Raw genomic sequence first — 22,290 nt, forward strand, 5'->3', positions numbered from 1 at the left:
ACGGCTCAAATCCTCAACCTTGAGCAGAGGTCAGGCAATATGGTTCGGAGGTGTCAATGTTCTGTTGACACGAGTGCTCCCAAGTTTGTCGCGACCGCCTGCGTCGGCCCTGGCAACCGTTCGGCTCCCGCTTCGGCCAGGTCGACCGCGAGGAGCGAGGCCAGCGCGTACAGCGCGCCGGGATCGGCGTCGAGGGCCACCTCCGCGGTCGTCCGCACGAGGGCCGCACGCCGGAAGCGCGTATCCCACCGCCGGTCCGCGTCGATCCATCGCTGGAGATCGAGGACCGCACTCCGGATCGCCGCGATCCGGGTCGAGTATCCGAAATCCTGTTCCTGCCGCCGCGACCGTCGCGCGGTGGCCAGGCGCTGCCGGCGTTGCTCTGCGGCCTGCCGGCTGCCGAGGCCGAGAGCGGCAGCGATCTGAGCCCACGTCGCACCCGCGTGGCGCACCCGGTCGATCAGCGCCAACTCCCGCTCGTCCAGCCGGACGCGATCGGCGGCGATGTCGGCCAGCTGAGTCAGGTCGGGCGTCACATGTCAACGCTACATTGACAGCGGAGGGCGAAGGCCGCCCGGTTGGCGGGCGGCACGCCACGGACGGCGATCCTGCCGGAGGCAGGGCTCAAAGCATCTGGAGATACTCGCCGTAACCCTCACGTTCGAGATCGTCACGAGGGACGAACCGAAGTGCGGCGGAATTCATGCAGTAGCGCAACCCGCCGGCTTCCACGGGACCGTCGTCGAACACATGACCGAGGTGGCTGTCCCCGTGTGCGGACCGGACCTCGGTACGGGTCATGCCGAGACTGGACTCCTGACGTTCGACCACGTTCTGCGGTTCGATCGGCCTGGTGAAGCTCGGCCAGCCGGTCCCGCTGTCGAACTTGTTGGTGGAGGCGAACAGGGGTTCACCGGACACGACGTCGACGTAGATGCCCGGCTCCTTGTTGTCCCAGTACGCGTTGTCGAAGGCTGGTTCCGTCCCCGCCTCCTGAGTCACTCGATACTGGTCCGGCGACAGCCGGGAGATCGCCTCAGGGGTCTTGCGATACGGGTGTGACACCGGTTGCTCCTCCCGGACGGGTCGTAGACAGGAGAGGCTCGGCTCAAGCCGACCACCGCACGCGTACCCCGCCTGCCCGTGACTAGTCGCGGCCTCGGCGATGGGTGGTGCCGGACGGGACGGCCCGGCGCGCGCGAAACGCTCGGCACGGCGGCGGTCAGCCGGCCAGCCAGAGCGAGGCCCGCTTGATGTACACGACCTGTGCGGCGAACGCGACCAGGGCCACCGCCACCCCGAGTCCGATCGCCAGCGCGGTGCCTGCGCCCGACACCCCGGTCAGCAGGGCCGCGCACACGCCGATCAGCAGTGCGTTCACCGCGCCGACCATCGCCGCCGTGGTCAGCAGCAACTGCCACCGATTGGGCTTGGTGGCCACCGCTGCCGAGATCGCCCGGACGTCGCCACCGCCGGTCACCGCGTCGGCGAAGAAATCGTGCTCGCCGGCCAATCGCTGGTGGTAGTACGCACGGATGCGCTGGATGCGCTTGAGGTCCAGCGAGTTCTCCACCATGTTCTGCACCAGCCGGCCGAAGGTGAGCAGCCCGGTGATCACCAGGGTCGGCAGCACCGCGCCCAGGTACGGCTTGGTCAGGTGCCCGCTGCTGGAGACGAAGCCCAGCCCGATCAGCGAGGCGGAGAGCAGCGACAGGAACACGGTCGCCCGCCCGACGGACTCGGTGATCGTGGCGCTGCGGGAGGTCTGGAGCACGAAATGCTCGGTGGTCAGGGCGCTCAGCAGCCCCTGTTCGCGCGCGTCGTCGTCCATGCCGCCCCCCCCAACGGTGCTGGATACGGCCAGGATACGAAGGTCAGAGCGCCCCGTGGTCCGGTACGGAGTTAGCCGAGACGCCGGGTGAGCAGCCGGTCCAGGGCGGGACCGTACGGGGTCGGGTCGATGTCGCCCTCGAACACGACGGCCAGCTCGTCGACGTCGAGGTCGGGGGACACGCAGTAGTCGACCATGCCGCCGTTGGAGGTGACCAGCAGCAACCGCGTCGAGGCGATCTCCTGCTCCTCGTCCCAGTCCGCGAGGCCGTCGGGCTCGCCGGCCTGCTCGGCGATGGTCCGCATGTGCCTCGGGTGCATCGGCCCGAACGCGGTGCGCCCGCCCGAGGTGAAGCCGGCGTGGACCTGCCGCAGGAACGCCCGCAGCGGCTCGGGGAATTGCTCCCAGAACGGCGGCTCCACGAAGCTGGCCGGGTCGAAACCGATCCAGGACAGCAGCCGGCCGTCGGAGTCTGTGGCCAGGTAGAGCAGGGCGGGCTCGTCGTCGGCGAGGTACGCCCGGACGTCGGCGAAGCGGGTCCGCAACGCCACCGCGAACTCCGGCAGCGCCGCGAGAAGCGGCTCGTTCCACAGCGCCAGCGCCGCCGCGAGCCGGGCCCGCGGGTCGGTCGCCGTCGCGATCGGCTGCCACTGGTACGGCAGGCGCCGCGCCTCGGCCGAGCCCGGTTCGACGAGCACCAGGTCCAGGCCCGGCAGGGTGTCCGCGACGGCGGCGAGATCAACCTGCGACACCGTGTTCTCCTGTCAACCCTGGCTGCGCAGCAGCTGGCCGATCGTATCCCGGAGCTGCTTGCGTACCGCGGACTCCAGCTGGAGCTGGCTCGCCTGCCATTGCGGGTCCACCCCGCTCATGCCGGCGACGCTACGTGAGGACTTCGACAGGTTCGACTTGTACGACAGCCATTGCAGGTTCACCCGCGCGTTGACCACCTGGTACATGTTCTGCGGGCTGAGCCGCAGGAAGCCGGGCATGTGAATGATCTCCGCCAGCGGGATGATGTGGTCCGGTGACACCGCCGACAGGCCGTTCGTGTTCGGGCCGCCGATGGTGTGCCCGGAGGACGCCGGATACGCCGGATCACGGGCGCCGATCGGCGGGCGGGGCTGGCCGCGCAGGCTCACGTTGCGGAAGTCCGGTGGGCTGAGATCGCGAAGCACGCGGTAGAGCGGGCGGACCGCCGAACTCGGCGGGACGCGCCAGTGCTTGCCCGGCGCCGGTGGGGCCGGTGGCTGCCAGCCGGCGGGCACCTGCTTGGTGGCGTCCCCGATCGCCTTGAGATCGGCGGGCCTCGGTCGGGTGAGCTCCGGTGAGCCGGCGGCGGTGTCCTCAAGCGTCTTCATCGCCTCGATGCAGGCGTTGATCCGCGCCTTCGCCTTGGCGAGTTCGGCGTTGAGTTTCGCGGCCTCGGCGTTGTACGCGGCGTAGGCGCCCTGCTGCCGCGGCAGGGTGAACAGGTGCGGCTTCGCGTTGTGCGCCTTGATCTTCGCGTCGACCCCCAGCAACGCGGCGAGCGGCTCCGCGCACAGGTCGGCCGGGGCCGCGGACGCCGGGGCGCCCGGGAGGACCAGGAACGCGCAGGCGAGGACGAGGACGAGCAGGCGTGCGCCTCGGCGCGTTGACGCAGGTCGCAGCATCGGTTGCCGACCCTCCGTGATCGCGGTGATACGCTATCGATCCAAAACATATCGAACGACCGCCATGTTGGGAAAGTCAGCCCACAGTGGCGTCGCGACTGTTCGCGGTTGCCCGGTGGTGACATGCCAGGGGAGGCGTAGGTGTCACAGGAGCCGGGACAGCCCACGCCGCCGCAGTTCCCGCCACCCGACGACGCCCCATCGACGGGCGCGCAGCCGCCCGCCAGCGAGCGTCCGCCGATCCCCGAACCCCGGGACCACGAACCGCCGCAGGCCGGGGAAGCGGTCCCGCCCGGCCAACCGCTGCCATCGCCACCCGCACCGCCGCCACCGCCCCCGCCGAATGCCCCCGGCCAGCCCGTGGCACCGCCACCCCGGCAGCCCCTTCCGCCGCCACCCGGCTATCCCGTGCCGCCGCCACCGGGACATCTCATGCCACCGCCACCCGGGCAGCCTGCGCCGGGATACTCCGGCCCGCCGGTCCAGCCCGCGCCGTGGCCGATCGCGCCGCCCGGGTACGGGCCGGGCGCGCCAGCGGGGCCCCCGGTCGGCCCGCTTGTGCCCGGAGCGCCCGGCGGGCAGCCGCCCTACCCACCCGCGCCCACCGCCGTCGGCGGCGGCAAACGGGTCTGGATCATCGCCGCGGTGGCCGCCGGGGTGCTGCTCCTGGCCGCCTGCGGCGTCGGCGCGTACCTGGTGGTGGGTCACACCGGCGTGTCGAAACCGCCCGCCGTCACCGACGAGACCCGGATCCGCAAACTCGTCGAGGACTTCGCTGCCGCCGTCGACCGTGACGACCAGCAGGCAATCCTGAATCAGGTCTGCGCCGCCGAGGCCGAGGACATCATGGCGGACGACGACTTCGACCCCTCCCTCGCGCCGCCCGCCAACCCGCCCTCGGTCCGGCCGGTGACGGTCGCTGACATCCAGGTCAGCGGCGACACCGCCAGCGCCCGGGTCTCCCGCCCGTCGCAGCCGGACGTGACCCTGCACTTCCGCAAGGAGGGCGGCGCGTGGAAGGTCTGCGCCCCAGCGGGTGACCCCGCCGAGCCGAGCGCGAGTGCCAGCCCGACCGGCTGACAACGGGGCTCACCCGGGCCGTGGCGTTCCCGCAACGACCACGACCACGATCACGGCTCGGGCGTACCTTGATCCTGCCCGACCGCCGCGCGGCGCTGCCGCTGGGCGGTGGCGAGCCGGACGGCTGCCCAGACCGCGGTCGCCCACGCCGCGGCGAGCAGGTACCCGCCCAGAACGTCGGTGAGCCAGTGCACGCCCAGATACAGCCGGGAGAAGCCGACCAGCAACACCAGCAGCCCGGCGCCCGCCCAGGCCGACACCCGCACCGCCGGCACCGGCCAACGTCGACAAGCCAGGTACGCCAGCGACGCGTACGCCGCGACCGCCTGCGCGCTGTGCCCGGACGGGAACGAGAACCCGCTCGCCGCCGAGATCATGTCCGGCAGCGTCGGCCGGGGGCGGGCGATCAACAGCTTCACCCCGTTGACCAGGGCGCTGGTGCCCCCGCTGACCAGCACCATCAGCGCCGCGGTGCGCCACCGGGAGCCGGGCAGGGGCATGGCCAATGCCGCGACGGCCACCAACGCCAACGCCATCCAGATCCCGCCCAGCTCGGTGACCACCCGCAGAGCGGCGGTGAGCCCCCCGGTCCGGTGAGCGACCACCCAGGCGGTCGCCGCGGCATCACCCGCCGCCAGATCGTCGTTCTCCCGTACGCTGTCGGCGAGCTCGCCCAGCCCCCACCCGGCGGCGGCGATCATCAGGAAACTGACGGTCAACGGCAGACCGAGCGCCCCACCGGGTGTGAGGCGGGCAGCCAGCCAGGACCGTACGGCCATGCTGCCGACAGTTTGCTCTCGCGGACTCATGCGTTGATCACCACCCGTGCGACGGTAGCGCGTGGGGATGGTGGCACCGGGCGTCGCCCCGGACCTGTGCTCTGCCTACTGGCCGAAGGTGAAGCGCAGGTTCGCGTTGATCAGTTCGTTGAGTCGTCTGCGCAGGTGTCCCAGCAGCGACGGGTCGGGCACCGGTTCGGCCACCAGCAGGCTCCAGCGCAACCGCGTACCGCATCCGCCGTCAGGCACCAGGTCGAAACGCACCTGAGCGTCCGGTAGCCTGGGCCACAGCGACGACCAGACGACCAGGCGCGGATGCTCGGCGCGCAGGATACGGGGTGCCTGTTCGTCGTCCAGCAGGTGCAGCCAGGGACGTGCCGGGTCGCGGGCGGGCTCGGTGAGCGCCTCGAAGACCACGGCCGGTGGTGGCGGCTGGGTGCGCGTACGGCTGCCGGCTTCGAGCATGTCTCGGGCTACTGGCCCTCGCCGGCCTCGACGAGTCGGGCGAGGTTCGCCAGCGCCATGCGCGTACCGGTCTCGTTGTCGGCGGCGGGGACACTGTCGGGGATGCCGTCGTGTACGACGAGGACGTCGGTGCCGCCGTCCACGTCGGTCAGCGTGGTGGTCATCGTCATGACGCCGCCAAACGCCGGATCACCGGTCTCGAACTCGAACTCTTCGACCACCTGCTCGTCGGGCACGAGCCGGAGGAAACGACCGTGGTAGGTGTCGGTGTGGGACGACGACTTGCCGGCACCCTCGGTCGTGTCGTAGGTGAGCGAGACGCGGAAGGAACCACCTTCGCGGGCGTCGAAGTGATGGACCTGGCTGCTCATGCCGGCTGGTACCCGCCACCTGGCGATCGCGTCGGCATCCACCAGCGCCCGGTAGACGGCGGCGCGTGGGGCCTTGACCTGCTGAGAGACGCGAGTCGAATACATGGGCTCAACATAGTGCGTACGCCGGTCCGGCACCGGGTGACCGGATCGACCCGGGCGCCGGCGAGGGATGATGGCCGGGTGGGCAGAGGGCGATGGGCGGGCGTGCCGCGCCCGGTTCGGGTGATCGTCACGGCCGCCGTACTCGTGTTCGCCTACGGCGGGTTCGTACACCTCATCGACCTGTTCGGCGGCAGGGCCGGCCCGCTTCCGTCGACCCCTGCCTGGCTGTCCCTCTACTTCGTGTCGCTGACCGTGCTGGACCCGCTCGCGGCGCTGCTGCTGGCGTTGCGCCGGGTCGAGGGGCTGGTGCTGGGCTGCGTCGTTCTCGCCACCGACGCGATGGCGAACGGGTACGCCAACTACGTGCTGGACGGCACCGAGGGAGTCACTGCCGGGCGGATCGGGCAGGCAGTCGTCGCGGTGCTCGCCGTGGCGCTGGTCGTGGCCGCGCCGCGTATCGCGCCATGGCTTGAGCCGGTGTCGGGGCTCCGCGGAGATCCGCGCCCTCGTCGGCGAGGCGCTCCTTGGAAAGGTCGTCGATGCCGAAGCGCGTCCGGCCGGCCAACAGGTCGGTGCGCCCTCGGCGTCGACACTAACCCCAAACCGAACCCACTCGACCTGAAACACCCACACGGCCAGTGACGGCTTGCCTCACACCACCAGGGGCTCTTCTGCTCACTCGGCTCGTGGCGGATGCGGCTGGGCATGTCGGGCGAGGGCCGCCGCGGCGGTGACAGCGAGCACGAAGCCCAGCACCGCCACCGGCGCGAACCCGGACCGGACGCGGTCGCCGAGCAGTAACCAACCGACCAGCGCCGGCGCCACGGTCTGCCCGACGATGGTCGACGCGGAGGCGACCGTCACCGACCCGCGTTGCAGCGCGGTCGCGTACAGGAGCAGCCCGTTCAGGCCTGCGATCACCATCGCGTAACTGATCGGGTTGGTAATCAGGGCCCATACCGTGTCGATCCGGCCGAGCAGCCGGGCTCCGAGGGCCGCTGACCCGAAGGACAGCCCGGCCAGCAGGCCCGGCAACGCGGGACTGCGCATCCGAGGGCTTCCCAGATATGCGCCGACGGTCAGCGTGATCACCGCCCCGAGCAGCCACCAACCGGCCATCCTCGGCACCTCGGACGGCGGCCCGGTGACGGCCGAGATCACCAGCAGCGCCAGTCCGACGATCACCCCGCCGATCGCGATCGCGTCCTGCATCACCAGCCGGACGCGCAGTACCAGCATGGCGAGGACCGCGACGATGCTGAGGTTCGCCGCTCCCACCGCCTGGACCGCGAAGAGCGGTACGGTCCGTAGCGCGGTGAAGGTGAGTCCGGACGATGCTCCGTCCAGCGCCAGGCCCGCGGCGTACGGCCCGGTGCGCAGCAACCGCCACAACAGCCGAGGATCAAGGTGCGCGGTGGCCGCGATCCGCCGCGCCCCGATCGACTGGAGCGTGGCGGCGGTGGCACTGCACAGCGCGGCGCCGAGCGCCAGCACGAAGCCAAAACTCATGATCGGCCCCCGGGTCGTCGATGCCGGAAACAGTCGGTGGAGACCTGGACATACCCGTCTGCGCGCCGGATTCGCGGGGAGGGGCCGAAAGGGTGCGTGGCCGATGGCGGGTCCGGGGGTCGGGAGCGTTCCCGCGCAGTTGCGTCACCCCGGCGGATGACCCGGGACGGGGTGTGCTCGATCGTGCTCCGTCGATCGTTCCCGGGCGTTGTCGACGCGGCTGCCGCCCACCAGGCCCGACGTGCTGTTAGCGCTAACGATCATGGTGGTCCCTCGCTTTGCCTGAGGGGCTCAAGTCCCTCCCACCTACGCGTCCGCGGCGGGTGGCCCCCGGAGCGGCGCGCGCCGTGGTGCCGACCGGCCTGGGCGCGCCGTTCGCGTCAGCGGCGGCGGTGGCGTTACGGGCAGCGCGCCGGCGGTTGCGACCACGCTCGGCTCGGAGGTGGGCGCGTGCGGCAAGCGATCTCGACCCGGCTCCGACGTCGGCCAGTTCCCACGCGGGCGGGTGTGGATCAGCGCCCGGGTTTCACCGTTGCCGTGCCCTTCGTCCGCGACGGGGTCCGGGCGTACCCGTGGTTTGGCGGGGGCGGCACCTCCAGGTCCGGTGGCCGTCGACCCCGAAGGGCCGGTTCCCGGGTTCGCCGGTAGCCGCTGGTTCGCCACCAGGGTCCGCCTCCGCCATCCCGGCAGGTGCTCGCCCCCACTGTCGACGTTGCGAGATCGTGACATTGAGGTTTCGGCCAGGTGTTGACGATCTTGATGTGAGCGCTAACGCTATCCACAGTGCAACGTGTACGGCCGGCGATGGCACCCGTTTCGCGGAGGGGAAGAGCGTGAGTAGGAGACTGTGGACCGCTGTCGGAGGCGCCCTGCTGGCGCTGAGTTTGGCGGCATGTAGCGGTGAGGGTGCGGGCGGCGACGGTGCCCGTAGTACGGACAAGCCCGGTGACCTGACGATCGGCGTCTCGATGCCCACCCAGACCTCGGAGCGATGGATCGCCGACGGCAAGGCGGTGAAGGAGAAGCTGGAGCAGAAGGGCTACAAGGTCGACCTGCAGTACGCGGGGGACGACATTCCCACCCAGTCACAGCAGGTGGACCAGATGATCACGCGGGGTGCTGACGTGTTGATCATCGCGGCGATCGACGGCACGGCGCTGAGCAGCCAGTTGCAGGCCGCGGCGACCGCGAAGATCCCGGTCATCGCGTACGACCGGCTGATCCGGGACAGCCCCAACGTCGACTTCTATGTCAGCTTCGACAACTACAAGGTCGGAGTCGCCCAGGCCAATGCGCTGCTGGTGGGTCTCGGTCTGCTGAACAAGGACGGATCAAAGGGCACCAAGACCGGGCCGTTCAACATCGAGCTCTTCGCCGGCTCGCTCGACGACAACAACGCGCACTTCTTCTTCAACGGGGCGATGGACACGCTCAAGCCCTTCCTGGACAACGGCTCTCTCGTCGTCAAGTCCCGGCAGACCGGCATCGAGCAGGTGGCGATCCTGCGGTGGCAGCAGGAGACCGCGCAGAAGCGGATGGAAGACCTGTTGACCTCGAGCTACAACGACCGCTCGCGCGTCGACGGCGTCCTCTCGCCGTACGACGGGCTGTCCCGCGGCATCATCACGGCGCTGCAGAACGCCGGGTACGGAACGGGGACCAACACGATGCCGATCGTGACCGGTCAGGACGCGGAGATCGCCTCGGTGAAGCTCATCAACGACGGAGTCCAGAGCTCCACCATCTTCAAGGACACCCGCCTGTTGGCCGAGCAGGCCGTCATCGCGGCCGAGGCGTTCCTGCAGGGCAAGGACGCGGAGGCCAACGACACCAAGACGTACGACAACGGGGTCAAGGTTGTTCCGTCGTACCTCCTGCCGGTGCAGACGGTGTACAAGGACGACATCAAGCCGGTCCTGATCGACTCCGGCTATTGGACGGCCGAGGAGGTCGCCACCGGACGGGCCAAGAGCTGAGTCGACGCTCGGGCTCGGTGGCGGCGACGTCACCGAGCCCGAGCGGGCGAGGTCGCCACCGAACCCGCGCCCACTCCGTCCCGTCAGCTGGGACGGACCCGAGGACCCAGACGACGAGGAACCAGGACGATCGCCATGGACGACACGATCCTCGAGATGCGTAACATCACGAAAACCTTTCCGGGGGTGAAGGCGCTCCACGATGTCACGCTCGCCGTCCGGCGAGGAGAGATCCACGCCATCTGCGGTGAGAACGGCGCCGGCAAGTCCACCCTCATGAAGGTGCTGTCCGGCGTCTACCCGACCGGCTCGTATGACGGTGAGATCGTCCTCGACGGCAAGCCGGTGCATTTTCGCGGCATCCGGGACAGCGAGGCTGTCGGCATCGTCATCATCCACCAGGAACTCGCCCTGGTGCCGTACCTGTCGATCGCCGAGAACGTCTTCCTCGGCAACGAGCGTCGCGGGACCGGCGGCCTCATCGACTGGAACCGGGCCAACGCCGAGGCCGGTGCGCTCCTGGCGTCCGTCGGGCTGCACGAGAACCCGGTCACCCCGGTCATCCAGCTCGGCGTCGGCAAGCAGCAGCTGGTGGAGATCGCCAAGGCGCTTTCCAAGGAGGTACGTCTGCTGATCCTGGACGAGCCGACCGCCGCGCTGAACGACGTCGACTCGGCGCACCTGCTCGACCTGCTGCGTCGGCTTCGCGAGCAGGGGATCACCTGCATCATGATCTCGCACAAGCTCAACGAGATCACCGCGATCGCCGACTCGACGACCGTCATCCGCGACGGGCAGACGGTCGAAACGCTCGACATGAGTTCCGGCGAGGTGACCCAGGAACGAATCATCCGCGGCATGGTGGGTCGCGATCTGGAGAGCTACTACCCCGACCGGGTCTCGACACCGGGCGCGGAGGTGCTCCGGATCGAGGGGTGGACGGTGCGGCACCCCGTTCAGGACCGCAGGGTGGTCGACGGGGCCAGCCTGAACGTCCGGGCCGGTGAGGTCGTCGGCATCGCCGGGCTGATGGGGGCCGGCCGGACCGAGCTCGCCATGAGCGTGTTCGGCCGCTCGTACGGACGCGACATCACTGGCCGGTTGTTCGTGCACGGCACGGAGGTCAAGGCCGGGACCGTCGCGGAAGCGATCGAAAACGGCATCGCGTACGCCACGGAGGACCGCAAGCGTTACGGGCTCAACCTCATCGAGGACGTGTGCCGCAACATCTCGGCGGCGGCGCTCGGCAAGCTCGCCCGCGCGGGACTGGTGAACGGCAACGAGGAGATCAAGGTTGCCGAGCGGAGTCGGCGCGACATGAACATCAAGACGCCGAGCGTGATGACCGCGGCCGGGAAGCTCTCCGGCGGCAACCAGCAGAAGGTCGTCCTGTCGAAGTGGCTGTTCACCGACCCGGACGTGCTGATCCTCGATGAGCCGACACGCGGCATCGACGTCGGCGCGAAGTTCGAAATATATACGATCATCAACCAGCTTGTGGCCGACGGAAAAGCGGTCATCCTCATCTCGTCCGAGCTGCCCGAGCTGCTCGGGATGTGTGACCGCATCTACACGCTCTCTGCTGGCCGCATCACCGGAGAGCTGCCGGTGGGCGAGGCAACCCAGGAGAACCTCATGGAGCTCATGACGAAGGAGAAGGAGCTCGCCGGATGACAAGCACCAAGGAACCCGTCGCGCCGGACCGCCTGTCGTCCCAGAGTTCGTCGGCCGTCGCGTTGCACACCGGGACCAGCGACCCGCGTACGCTGATCATGCGCAACCTGCGACAGAGCGGCATCTACGTGGCCTTCGTGGTCATCGTCGCGCTCTTCGCGATCCTGACCGACGGTGTCTCGTTGAGCCCCGGGAACATCACGAACATCGTCCTGCAGTACTCATACATTCTGGTGCTGGCGATCGGCATGGTCATCGTGATCATCGGCGGCCACATCGATCTGTCGGTGGGATCGGTGGTGGCGCTGACCGGTGCGGTCTCCGCCGTCGTGGTGATCCAGCAGGGCCACCCGTGGTGGCTCGGGATCCTGGCCGCGCTGGCCGTGGGCATCGCGGTCGGCGCCTGGCACGGCTTCTGGGTGGCGTACGCCGGTATCCCGGCCTTCATCGTCACCCTGGCCGGCATGCTCCTGTTCCGCGGTCTCACCCTGCGGGTGCTCGGCAACATCTCGCTGTCACCGTTCCCGGCCGAATACCAGCAGGTCGCCGCCGGCTTCTTGAACGGACTGATCGGCGGAGACGGCTACGACGCCTTCACCCTCCTCATCGGCGCCGTCGCGGCGGCGGGCTACGCGGTGAGCGGCTTCCGTACCCGCGTCGCGCGCGTCCGCTACGACCAGCCCGTCGAGTCGTTCCCGCTGTTCGTGGCCCGGGTGCTGCTGGTGGGGGCAGTGATCATGTACTTCGCCTGGCAGCTCGCCCACGCGCGCGGCCTGCCGATCGTTCTCATCGTTCTCGCGGTCCTTGTCCTCGTCTACGCCCTTCTCACCCGGCGCACGGTCTTCGGCCGTCAGGTCTACGCGATCGGCGGTAACCTCTCGGCGGCGATGCTGTCCGGGGTGAAGGTCCGTAAGGTGAACTTCTGGATGTTCGTCAACATGGGCTTCCTGGCGGCGGTGGCCGGCGTCATCTACTCCTCGCGGTCGAACGGTGCTCAGCCCGCCGCCGGCAACATGTTCGAGCTCGACGCCATCGCCGCGGCCTTCATCGGTGGCGCGGCGGTCACCGGCGGGGTCGGCACCGTGGTGGGCGCCATGGTCGGCGGCCTCATCATGGCGGTGATGAGCAACGGGATGCAGCTCATGGGCGTCGACCAGTCGATACAGTCAGTCGTGAAAGGCCTCGTGCTGCTCCTCGCCGTGGCATTCGACGTGTACAACAAGCGGCGCGCTGGAGCCACCCGCTGACGGCACGGAGCCGGAGACGACGTAGAACCGCGTCCGCGGCGGGACCCTCCGCCCGGTGACCCTTCGGTCAGACGGCCGGGTCACCGGGCGGTGCCGCACCCGCCCGGGCCTCCCACCTGTCGTCGCCATGATCATCGGCCGTCGCCGGCCACTCAGGCGGTCGGCGCGCTTTCGGGTTTGAGCGGATGGAACGGCATGCCGGTTGGTATGCCTGTGGGGTGACGGAGCAAGCCAACAACGAGCAGCCCCCGGGGGGCGGCAACGGGCCGACGGAGGACGGTGGAACAGCCTCCCAGACACCGCTGACGGGTCACCCCACGGCAGGCAGGACCGCGGGGCTGACGCTGCTGCTCGGCGCGTTGGGCGTGGTGTACGGCGACATCGGCACCAGCCCGCTGTACGCGCTGAAGACGGTCTTCACCCTCGACCGCAACCTGAACCCGAACACCCACGACGTGTTCGGCGTCATCTCGCTGATCTTCTGGACCATCACCCTGATCGTGTCGATCAAATATGTGATCTTCATTCTGCGGGCCGACAACGACGGCGAGGGCGGGGTGATGGCCCTGGCCGCTCTCGCCCAACGGGCGCTGCGCAACGCCGGTGGCCGACGCGCCACGGCGGTGTTGGGTCTCGGGGCGCTGGGCGCCGCCCTGTTCTACGGCGACAGCGTCATCACCCCGGCGATCTCGGTGCTGTCGGCGATCGAAGGTCTGGAGGTCAGCTCGCCGGAATTGGCGGTGGTGGTGCTGCCGATAGCCGGGGTCATCCTCACCCTGCTGTTTGCCTTCCAACGATGGGGCACCGGGCGGGTCGGAACGATATTCGGGCCGATCATGGTGCTCTGGTTCGCCTGCCTGGGCGTGGCCGGCGCGGCAGAGGTGCTCCGGCATCCGAGCATCCTGGCCGGGCTGTCACCGACATATGCGGTCCTGTTCATCGTGCACCATCCGCTCATCGCGTTCATCGCGATGGGCGCGGTGGTGCTGGCGATCACCGGCGCCGAGGCGCTCTACGCCGACATGGGTCACTTCGGCCGCGCCCCGATCCGCCGGGCCTGGTTCGCGATCGTGTTTCCCGCGTTGACCCTCAACTACCTCGGCCAGGGGGCGCTGATCCTCCGCGCACCGGACAGCCGGGCCAACCCGTTCTTCCTCCTGGTGCCGCACTGGGCGCAGCTGCCGATGGTCATCCTGGCCACCGTGGCCACCGTGATCGCGTCCCAGGCGGTGATCTCCGGGGCCTTCTCGGTATCCCGGGAGGCGATGCGGCTGGGTTTCCTGCCGCACCTGCGCATCCGGCAGACGTCCCACCGCGAGTACGGGCAGATCTACTCGCCCGGGGTGAACTGGAGCCTCTTCGCCGCAGTCCTTCTCGTGGTGTTCGCGTTCGGGTCCTCCACGAAACTCGCCGCCGCCTACGGAGTGGCGGTCACCGGCACATTCCTGATCACCACGACCCTGGTCCTCGTCGTCGCGAGGGCGCGGTGGCGCTGGTCCACCCGGCGCGTGGTGCTGTTCGGGGTCGTCTTCGGCAGCATCGAGCTGATCTTCTTCACCGCGAACCTGGCCAAGGTCAGCCACGGCGGCTGGTTGACGCTGCTCATCGCGATCGTCCTGTTCACGATCCTGGTGACCTGGCGGCGCGGAGCCGCGCTGGTCACCCCGCGACGCACCGAACGGGAAGGCCCACTGGCCGACTTCATCGACGCCCTGCACGCCGCAGACATCCCGCGAGTGCCGGGCACCGCCGTGTTCCCGCACCCGAACAAGGACACCACCCCGCTGGCACTGCGCGCGAACGTCGCGCACAACCACGTCCGGCACGAGCGGATCGTGCTCATCACCGGCCGCACCGCGAACGTCCCGCACATTCCCTGGGATCAGCGACTGACCATCGACGACCTCGGCGACCCGAACGACGGCATCATCCACATCACCGCCGTCTTCGGCTTCCAGGACCCCACCGACTTCCCCGAGGTCCTACGCCACGCCGCCAGCCATCCCCTCGCCAGCGGAATCAACCTTGATCAGGTCTCCTACTTCGTCTCGAGGATCACCCTCCGGTGCACCCCACATCCCGGAATGGCCATCTGGCGTAAACGTCTGTTCATCGGCCTGGCCCACAACGCGGCCAGTCATGTCGAGTTCCTTCACCTGCCCGAGGAACGGACCATCGTCCTCAGCGCCGAAGTTCCCGTCTGAATCCGATCAGACGCGCCGCCAGTCGCGCCCTTCGTGACCGCCCCGCTGGCGGGCCACGTCGAGCAGTCCGTCGAGGGCTTCCCGCGACCGGCCGGTCGCGGTGGCCAGCGCCCCGAGCGGGTCGGCGTGCCCGCGCCCGGTCAGGTCCTCGAAGACGGCCAGTAGGTCCGCTTCGAAGCCGTCGGCGGTGGCACCGCGGGCCTGGGCCAGCTCGGCCAGCCGGCCCTCGATGTAGCGGCGCACCATCACCTGGTACGCCCCGACGCTTGGCAGTTCGTGGAACTCGGCCACCATGTCGTCGACCTGCCGGCCCAACCGGTGCAGGGTCGCCGAGGTGATACCGCGTTCCCGGATCTCGGGTGCCGCGTCGTCGGCCAGCCGGATGACGACCTCGTCCGGGCCGGTGATGCCGCCCGATCCCGAACCGGTGCGCCAGCGGGCCGTGACGGCGCAGCCCTGGTTCCTGCGGGACAGCTCAACGGGCCGGTCGCGATTCTCCTGGGACATGCCCATTCCCCCTATCGAGGTACACCCCGTGCACACCCTCGTTGCACGCCTGGTACGTGCCGACTGCCCGCCGCCTGTGCCGGCCGGCGGCCCAGATACCCGAGCGCGTCCCCACCCCGCTCGGCGTTGTCGAACACCGCCAACGCGACCATCGTGGCCAGCCGCCGGGACGCGGCCACGATGGCCCCCTCGATGTCCGTCGCACCCCGGGGCCATGCGATCTGATGGCGGGCCGCCTCGATCGCCGAGCGACACAGCTCCGCCACCACAGGCCCGCGGACCTCGGCGACGATCTCCTCGTTACGCGCGAGGGGCATACGCGTCGTCCAGGTAGCGGGCCACCGGAACGGAGCCCGGCCGCAGGGTCACCACCGACCGCTTGGCCCGGGTCACCTCGATGATGCGGGCGGCACCGAGGGCGAGCCGGCCGAGCGCGTCGGGCAGCCGGGTGTCGTGAGTGAACACCACCACCTGCCGCTGTTCGGCCAGCTCGGCGAGCAGCCGCGCCAACCCGTCCACCTTCGCCGGATCCATGCTCTGCACCGGGTCGTCGACCACGATGAACCGGAACGGACTCTCCGGCGCGCAGCCGCGCGGCAGGAACGCCGCCAACCCCAGGGCGTGCATCTCGCCCTGGCTCATCACGCCCAGCGCGGTGCCGTTGTCGGCGCCGTCCACGCTGACCGGGATCGCCACCTGCCGCCGGGTGTTCGCACCCTGCAGGGTCATCGCACCCAGCTCGACGTTGCTCTCCTGTCGCAGCTGCGCCCACATCCGCTGCGAGTGCTCCGCGAACGGTGCCACCCGCTGGTTGCGCAGCTGCGCCCCGGTCGCCCGCAACCACGCCCGCGCGGCCTTCACCCGGGCCAGGGCGCGTTCCCGCTCCGGCAGGGCCTTGGCCGCCGCGATCCAGGCCCGCAGGTCGCCGGCCACCGCCTGCCAGCCGGTGTCACGCCGGCGCAGCAGATCCTTCGCGTACGCCTGCACGGCCGGCGCCGCCGCGAGCACCGCCGGGTAACGGGCGGTCAGGTGGTCGGCCAGGTCCTCCGGCCCGCCCGGTGCCAGCCGCAGCGCCGCCGTGGCGGCGTGCAACTCGTCGACTGGCACGCCGGCGGCGGTGCCGTCGGGCACGTCCAGGTCGTCGATCAGGTGGTGCGCCCGCTGCAGCAGCGCGGTCAACCGGGCGGCGGCGGCCTGCGCGGCGAGCGTACGGTCACGCAGCTCGCCCAGGGACGCGGCGGCGGTGGCCCACCAGTCGCCGTCGAGGCGACCCGTCGTGCAGACCGGACACTGCCCGTCACCGACGTCGTCGTGGTGCTCGATGGCCAGCCGGAGCAGCTCGGCGCTGCGCAGCGACGCCCGCGACCGGCCGCCGTCGTGCCGGCGCGCGTCGACGGCAGCCTCCCGCAGATGCCCGGCGAGGCGGGTCACCTCGTCAGCGTCGGGTAGCTGCATTGTCACCAGCCGCCGGCACAGCAGCACCGCCTTGTGGGCGGTCGGCTCGTCCGGCTCGTCGACGATCGCGGCCAGCGCCGCCAGGTCGGGGCGGGTCACGAGCAGTACCGCCGCGCGGCGCGCCCGGTCGTCCGGCACCTCGGCGAGGATGGCGGCGAGGCCGGCGCGCTGTGCGCGTACCTCGTTGATGGCGGCGTCGATCGGGCGTGCGGCGGCCAGCAGCCGGCCGTCGGCGTCGGTGATCGCCTCCAGGCCGAGGATCGCGGAGATCGCGTCGAACAGCTGGCTCTGCGTGCCGGCGGTGAGCCGGCCCAGCTCGGCGGCGCTCAGGAACGGTCGGTACAGCTCCAACGGCCGGGCCAACCCCAGCTCGGTGAGGTCCGTGTGGCTGCCGTGCGCGCTGGTGACACTCACCTCGGCCGCGCCCAGCTCCGCGCCAGCGGGCCACGAGCGGACCACCCGGGTCGGCGTAGCGTCCCCGTCGACGCGCAGTTCGACGGCGATCCGGCACTGGTCACCGGCGTGCAGGTTGCGCCACCCGGTACGCCACACGCTGTTGCGGTCGGCCCAGCGGGCGCTGTCCCCGGTCAGGGCCAGCTCCACCGCCTCAGCGAAGCTGGACTTGCCGGAGCCGTTACGGCCGACCACCACCGTCAGCCCCGGGCCAGGCTCGATGGCCAGAGTGCGCTCCGGGCCGACGCCGCGGAAACCGGCGACGGTGACCGACGAGAGCCAGATCCGCGCCCGCGGCTCATCCGCCGCGGTGCCGCGCAGCTCTAGGGCGGTGGGCTCGCCGGCCAGCGCCGCGTCCAGGTCAGCCTCGCCACTGAGCGCGGCGAGGACCACCTCGGCGGTGTCATCGGGTACTCGGTCGGCGGCGAGCCGATCGAGGATGAGCTCGACCAGGGGTTCGGTGCGGTTCATGCGGTGACCTCCGCTTGATGCGGGTGGGGGAGGGCGTTCGAGTGCAGTGGTGGTGCTGGCCCGAGACGAACCGCAGGCGGTGGTGATGTGACGACGCCCTGTAGTTGCCTCTACTTATGGATCGGCGATCAGTTCGCCAGCGCAACGCGCCCGTCGCGGCTTGGCGCTGGGCAGTGAGGCCGACCTGGGAAGGGCGTCAACGGGCGGGGCGCCACTCGCCGCAGTTCTCCGAATGGAAGGCGTAGTCGGAAGAGCGGATGGTGACCTGCACGCGGCGGGCGCCGTTGGTGAAGTAGTTGTCGATCGTGTTGCCCGCACGGTCCTGGCGCTCCCAGTAGCAGCCCTCGACGTCGCGGGTGACGTAGGTGCCGGCCTTGATCTCCTTGCCGACGCGGTAGGTGCCGGAGCCGAACAGCCGCCCCTGGGCCTCCAGGTCCGCGTCCGCCTGGCCGCGCTGCACCGCCTGCCGCCACTTCTTCGCATGCGGGTGGGTGGGGCAGAGGGTCAGCGCCGCGTTGATCTCCGGGATCTGCTCGCTGCTGGCCGCGAAGTTGGCCTCGGCGTAGACGTCGTCCGGGTCGACCTCGGCGCACATCTCGTACAGCGTGGAGATGTCCTGGTCGTTGTACTTGGAGATCTTGTAGGCCTGCTTCTCGACAGCGGTGACGATGTCGAGGCTGCCGACGACCTCACAGGAGCTCGGCTTGGCTGCCCAGACCTCCGCGAAGCCGGGCCGGCCGTCCTTCCCGCCGTGCACGGTGAATGGCGAATCGCCCCATTCGCTGTCGGTCTCGCACTGCAGTTTGACCGGCACCTGGTGGGGGATGTTCTTCGGGTCGTCGGGGTAGGTGTCGCTGCTGTCGGGGATGCCGTCGCCGTCCCGATCGGAGGGCTGTGTCGGGCTCAGTGTCGGACTTGGCGTCGGGGACGGGCTCGGTGAAGCAGACGAACTGGCGGAAGAGGTTGGCCCGCTGGCGCTCTTCCGGCCGTCTCCGCAACCGGCCAGCGCGAGGGCCGGCAGCAGAAGGGCAACCAGAACAGCGCCGGCCGATCGGCCAGGGTGAAGGGTGGACTTGACGGGGCTGGTGGCCCGTGCAGGTGTCGAAGGAATCGTGCGGTCGTGGCGGGCCATGGTTACTCCGGGTGAAGATCCGGCTGGGGCAGTTGCCGCGCTGGGAGAAGCCGGGGCGGTGAGGTAGCTGCGGAGACGTTGTGGCGTTGATGTCGCGAACGGATCGGTGGCCTGTTGACCCCTTACCGGACCAGGTGGCCAGGCGGAGGGTGGTACCTGGTCTGCTGCCGTCTTTAGTCGGTGACGGTGATGACCATCTGGAGGCCGCTATCCGGGTGGTAGCTCCAGGAGGCACGGAGTTGGTCCCATTCACCGCTCTGCCGGCCGTCCAGAGCCCGGGTCGCCAGGACCTCCTGCCTGACCGAGTCGGGCATCTTCAGCTCGGACCAGTAGCACTCCAACTTGCTGAAGCTGAGCCCGCGGCTCTTCTCGCCAGCGCCGTGCAGGATGAGCGTCCGGCCCCCGTCGCCCAGTACGGCGTCGCCCGCGTGGGTGCTGCCGCACTCCTCATTGGCCGATTCGAGCGGCGACTTTCGCTGGACCAGCGTTGAGGCGGCCGTGCTCGTCCGAAACGCCGTGTAGACACCGGCACCGGCCAGCAGAAGCGCCGCGACAGCGCCTACCGCGATCAGCGTGATCGCGCGGCCGCTGAGGTTGGGAGTCGGCTTGCTCCCGGCACTTTCCGCCCCACCCGCGCCCGGCTGCTGTGCGGTGTTGGGCTCTTGCAGGGAATCGGCCGGCGCGGGTGGTCCGGACTGGCCCGTGGGTGGCGCGAACGGGGTAGCGCGGGCGGGGTCGGTCATGACGATTTCCTTTGTGAACAGGGGCCAGGGACAGGGGAAGGGCGGGGCGGGCGGTGGTGCCCGCCCCTGGGCGAGTGGTTGATCAGGCGAGGGAGACCGTCACGCCGCCGGAGAACAGCGAGTCGTGGAGCTCGAGCTTGGCGAGCTTGACGTTCTTCGGGATGTCGAAGACGACGACGCCGGTGACCTGGTTGCCGGGGTTGATGTCGTTGAGGAACGTCTCGGCGTTCTTGTTGGCGTAGAGCGCGGCGCTGCTGTCCGACGAGTACTCGGTGCCGTCGGCGGCGTACGCCTTTTGGCTGCTGCCGTCGAACATCTGCGACTCCTTGCCGATGTTCTTGACGTTGATGGTGACCAGGCAGAACTGGCCCTGCGCCTTCGCGCCCAGCATGTCGTTGCCGATCTTGGCGACGCCGCACTTCGACGACTTCACCGTGAACTCGAACTTCCCATCGCGGGCGGGCTGGCCGATCTTCGTGGTCTTCGGCTTGTCGTTGCCCTTGGCGCCGCCGGCGTCGGCCTTGCTGCCGGTGCCCTCGTCGGTGCTGCCGGCGCCGCAGCCCAGCGCGACGAGGGCGGTGGCGATCAGGGCGAGGGTTGTGGTCTTGCGCATCGATTCCTCCTGCTGTGAGCGTGGCGGCGTCAATGAGAGCATCATCTGTGAACTCTGTCAACGGACATGATGCTTGACAGGTGTGACACACTGCGGAGGTGCAGGAGACACCGACCATCACGGCGGCGGAGATCGCCCGGCTCGCCGGGGTCGGTCGCGCCGCAGTCAGCAACTGGCGCAAGCGACACGTCGACTTTCCCGCCCCGGTAGGCGGCACCGCGGCCAGCCCGGAGTTCGACCTGACCCAGGTCGAGCAGTGGCTCCGCGCCCAGGGCAAGCTCCCCGAGCTGGCCACCGCCGAGCGGCTGTGGCGACGCCTCGCCGCGGCCAGCGAATCCCCGGCCGCCGGCCTTGCCGCCGTCGGCGCCCTGCTGCTGGCCCGGCAACGCGGCCAACGCCCCCGCCGACCAGCCGACCCGCACCTCAAACCGCTGCTACCCGACATCGACGCGCTCGCCGACGAACTCGGCCCGCAGGGCGCCTTCGACGAGCTGTGGCAACGCTTCTCCGCACCCGGACCCGGCCGCCCGTTCGCCACCCCCGACGACCTTGCCGACCTCATGGTCGAGCTCGCGGGCGTCGGCGGCGGCTCCGTCCTGGACCCCGCCGCCGGCTCCGGCGCCACCCTGCGGGCCGCCGTCCGCTCCGGCTGCACCTCGGCCTACGGGCAGGAACTCGACGAGGATCTCGCCCGGCTCGCCGGACTGTGGCTGGCCCTACGGGAGGTGCCGGGGGAGGTCTGCACCGGCGACTCGCTGCGCGCCGACGCGTTCGCCGGCCGCACCTTCGACGCGATCGTCTGCCACCCACCGTTCGGCGTCACCAACTGGGGCGATGAGGAACTCGTCCATGACCCACGCTGGATCGTCGGCACCACACCACGTACCGAACCGGAACTCGCCTGGGCCCAGCACGCCCTGGCCCACCTGCGGGTCGGCGGGCACGCCGTACTGCTGATGCCGCCCACCGTTGCCAGTCGCCGCGCCGGCCGACGCATCCGCGCCGAACTGCTGCGCCGTGGTGCCCTGCGCGCCGTCATCGCGCTCCCGCCCGGGGCCGCCGCGCCGCACGGCGTACCGCTGCACCTGTGGGTGTTGCGGCGGCCCGCGCCCGACGCGCCGCCACCGGCGCGGGCGCTGCTGGTCGACGCCGCAGGCGCCGACCTGACCGAGACGGGTCCGCGGATCCTCGCCGCGTGGCGGGCCTTCACCGTCGCCCCCGAGGCCGAGGTCGAGGAGGCCGGCTTCGCCCGCGCGGTCCCGGTGATCGAACTGCTCGACGAGGAGGTCGACCTCACCCCCGCGCGCCGGCAACCCGCCGTCGAGGGCAAGGCCACCGGAGAGCATCTGGTACGCACCAGAGAGCGTCTGGCCGCCATCGTGGGCGACCTGCCGGCGCTGATGCCGCAGGTCACGCCCGCGCCCGAGGGGCCGGACGGGGAGTTCCTGTCGGTGGGGGAGTTGGCCCGGGCCGGTGCGCTGCAACTGATCGGCCCCATCCGGGCCGCGTCAGCCGAGGGCGGCGAACCGTCAGCGGGCGGGCCGCCGGTACTGACCGTGCAGGATGTGCTGAGCGGTGAAGGCCCTTCCGGGCGGGACGACGGCCGGCTCGGGCAGGAAATCCCGCTCGCGGTTGGGGACGTGGTCGTGCCGATGATCGCCCGGCAGCTCACCGCGCGGGTGGTCACGACCGAGGGGGCGCTACTCGGGCGCAACCTCTACCTGCTGCGGCCCAATCCGGCCGCGCTGGACCCGTGGTTCCTCGCCGGGCAGCTGCGGACGTCGGCGAACGAGAAGCAGGCGTCGAGCCTGTCGGGGACGCTGCGCTTCGACATCCGGCGGGCGCAGGTGCGGCGGCTGTCGCTGGACGAGCAGCGGGCGCACGGTGAGGCGTTCCAGCGGCTGGACGCGTTTGAGGCCGCGATGCGGCAGGCAGCATCGCTCGGCGCGGAACTGGTTCAGCTCACCGCCGACGGGCTGGCCCGCGGCGCAGTCCGCCCTGACGGGGAGTCGCGGTGAGG

General features: G+C 70.3%; 21 protein-coding genes. 7 read left to right on the forward strand and 14 right to left on the reverse strand.

What is annotated here, in order from left to right; all coding sequences use genetic code 11:
* Positions 1–53 precede the first annotated feature (53 nt).
* The 5 genes from GA0070621_RS10180 to GA0070621_RS10200 all read right to left on the reverse strand — a co-directional run bounded on the left by GA0070621_RS10180 (position 54) and on the right by GA0070621_RS10200 (position 3,486).
* Positions 54–536, reverse strand: a complete 483-nt coding sequence (locus GA0070621_RS10180) for a hypothetical protein (RefSeq protein ID WP_091193852.1) — start codon at positions 534–536, stop codon at positions 54–56.
* Positions 537–624: 88 nt separating this feature from the next.
* Positions 625–1,065 (reverse strand): peptide-methionine (R)-S-oxide reductase MsrB, encoded by a 441-nt coding sequence (msrB, locus tag GA0070621_RS10185; RefSeq protein WP_091193858.1) that lies wholly within the window; start codon positions 1,063–1,065, stop codon positions 625–627.
* Positions 1,066–1,222: 157 nt separating this feature from the next.
* Entirely contained in the window at positions 1,223–1,831 is a 609-nt protein-coding gene (locus GA0070621_RS10190; RefSeq protein WP_091193859.1) for a hypothetical protein, read from the reverse strand.
* A gap of 71 nt (positions 1,832–1,902) precedes the next feature.
* Positions 1,903–2,583, reverse strand: coding sequence for a hypothetical protein (locus GA0070621_RS10195; RefSeq protein WP_091193861.1), 681 nt, complete (start codon positions 2,581–2,583; stop codon positions 1,903–1,905).
* 12 nt (positions 2,584–2,595) lie between these two features.
* Positions 2,596–3,486: a hypothetical protein gene (locus GA0070621_RS10200; protein ID WP_091193864.1), complete on the reverse strand. Its 891-nt coding sequence runs from the start codon at positions 3,484–3,486 to the stop codon at positions 2,596–2,598.
* Positions 3,487–4,044: 558 nt separating this feature from the next.
* Between GA0070621_RS10200 and GA0070621_RS10205 the strand changes: the two genes are divergently transcribed.
* The gene (locus GA0070621_RS10205) at positions 4,045–4,566 is read left to right on the forward strand and encodes an Rv0361 family membrane protein (RefSeq protein ID WP_091193866.1); all 522 of its coding nucleotides are present in this window, start codon (positions 4,045–4,047) and stop codon (positions 4,564–4,566) included.
* A gap of 50 nt (positions 4,567–4,616) precedes the next feature.
* On the opposite strand, the gene GA0070621_RS10210 is transcribed toward GA0070621_RS10205, so the two are convergent.
* The 3 genes from GA0070621_RS10210 to GA0070621_RS10220 all read right to left on the reverse strand — a co-directional run bounded on the left by GA0070621_RS10210 (position 4,617) and on the right by GA0070621_RS10220 (position 6,319).
* Positions 4,617–5,345 carry a phosphatase PAP2 family protein gene (locus tag GA0070621_RS10210; protein WP_157739926.1) on the reverse strand — a complete coding sequence of 243 codons (729 nt, stop codon included), beginning with the start codon at positions 5,343–5,345 and terminating at the stop codon, positions 4,617–4,619.
* Positions 5,346–5,450: 105 nt separating this feature from the next.
* Entirely contained in the window at positions 5,451–5,810 is a 360-nt protein-coding gene (locus GA0070621_RS10215) for an SRPBCC family protein (protein WP_091193872.1), read from the reverse strand.
* An 8-nt stretch (positions 5,811–5,818) separates the two neighbouring features.
* Positions 5,819–6,319, reverse strand: a complete 501-nt coding sequence (locus GA0070621_RS10220) for an SRPBCC domain-containing protein (RefSeq protein WP_197673953.1) — start codon at positions 6,317–6,319, stop codon at positions 5,819–5,821.
* Positions 6,320–6,364: 45 nt separating this feature from the next.
* Between GA0070621_RS10220 and GA0070621_RS29915 the strand changes: the two genes are divergently transcribed.
* Positions 6,365–6,928, forward strand: coding sequence for a hypothetical protein (locus tag GA0070621_RS29915; protein ID WP_167666769.1), 564 nt, complete (start codon positions 6,365–6,367; stop codon positions 6,926–6,928).
* 33 nt (positions 6,929–6,961) lie between these two features.
* Here the strand turns inward: GA0070621_RS29915 and GA0070621_RS10230 are convergent, their stop codons facing one another.
* On the reverse strand, positions 6,962–7,795 hold the full coding sequence (locus GA0070621_RS10230) for a DMT family protein (RefSeq protein ID WP_157739927.1): 834 nt from the start codon (positions 7,793–7,795) through the stop codon (positions 6,962–6,964).
* Between the two features lie 833 nt (positions 7,796–8,628).
* On the opposite strand from GA0070621_RS10230, the gene chvE reads away from it, so the two are divergent.
* From chvE to GA0070621_RS10250, 4 genes are all read left to right on the forward strand, one after another.
* The gene (gene chvE / locus GA0070621_RS10235) at positions 8,629–9,771 is read left to right on the forward strand and encodes a multiple monosaccharide ABC transporter substrate-binding protein (RefSeq protein WP_091193883.1); all 1,143 of its coding nucleotides are present in this window, start codon (positions 8,629–8,631) and stop codon (positions 9,769–9,771) included.
* Between the two features lie 135 nt (positions 9,772–9,906).
* Entirely contained in the window at positions 9,907–11,445 is a 1,539-nt protein-coding gene (gene mmsA, locus GA0070621_RS10240) for a multiple monosaccharide ABC transporter ATP-binding protein (protein WP_091193885.1), read from the forward strand.
* Positions 11,442–12,692 (forward strand): multiple monosaccharide ABC transporter permease, encoded by a 1,251-nt coding sequence (gene mmsB / locus GA0070621_RS10245; protein ID WP_091193888.1) that lies wholly within the window; start codon positions 11,442–11,444, stop codon positions 12,690–12,692. Before mmsA ends, mmsB begins: the two co-directional genes overlap by 4 nt.
* 218 nt (positions 12,693–12,910) lie before the next feature.
* On the forward strand, positions 12,911–14,896 hold the full coding sequence (locus tag GA0070621_RS10250) for a potassium transporter Kup (RefSeq protein WP_167666771.1): 1,986 nt from the start codon (positions 12,911–12,913) through the stop codon (positions 14,894–14,896).
* A 6-nt stretch (positions 14,897–14,902) separates the two neighbouring features.
* Here GA0070621_RS10250 and GA0070621_RS10255 read toward each other — a convergent pair whose 3' ends face one another.
* The 5 genes from GA0070621_RS10255 to GA0070621_RS10280 form a co-directional block, all read right to left on the reverse strand.
* Positions 14,903–15,403, reverse strand: coding sequence for a hypothetical protein (locus GA0070621_RS10255; RefSeq protein WP_157739928.1), 501 nt, complete (start codon positions 15,401–15,403; stop codon positions 14,903–14,905).
* Between the two features lie 300 nt (positions 15,404–15,703).
* Positions 15,704–17,782: an AAA family ATPase gene (locus GA0070621_RS10265; RefSeq protein ID WP_091193898.1), complete on the reverse strand. Its 2,079-nt coding sequence runs from the start codon at positions 17,780–17,782 to the stop codon at positions 15,704–15,706.
* A 196-nt stretch (positions 17,783–17,978) separates the two neighbouring features.
* On the reverse strand, positions 17,979–18,596 hold the full coding sequence (locus GA0070621_RS10270) for a hypothetical protein (protein ID WP_091193901.1): 618 nt from the start codon (positions 18,594–18,596) through the stop codon (positions 17,979–17,981).
* A 491-nt stretch (positions 18,597–19,087) separates the two neighbouring features.
* Positions 19,088–19,657 (reverse strand): hypothetical protein, encoded by a 570-nt coding sequence (locus GA0070621_RS10275; RefSeq protein WP_091193904.1) that lies wholly within the window; start codon positions 19,655–19,657, stop codon positions 19,088–19,090.
* 82 nt (positions 19,658–19,739) lie between these two features.
* Complete coding sequence (locus tag GA0070621_RS10280; protein WP_091193907.1) at positions 19,740–20,270, reverse strand: DUF4352 domain-containing protein; 531 nt, start codon at positions 20,268–20,270, stop codon at positions 19,740–19,742.
* A gap of 98 nt (positions 20,271–20,368) precedes the next feature.
* Between GA0070621_RS10280 and GA0070621_RS10285 the strand changes: the two genes are divergently transcribed.
* A complete protein-coding gene (locus tag GA0070621_RS10285) occupies positions 20,369–22,288 on the forward strand; it encodes an N-6 DNA methylase (RefSeq protein WP_091193910.1) in 1,920 nt (639 codons plus the stop codon).
* Positions 22,289–22,290 lie beyond the last annotated feature (2 nt).

It is taken from the genome of Micromonospora narathiwatensis, from assembly GCF_900089605.1.
Taxonomy (GTDB): domain Bacteria; phylum Actinomycetota; class Actinomycetes; order Mycobacteriales; family Micromonosporaceae; genus Micromonospora; species Micromonospora narathiwatensis.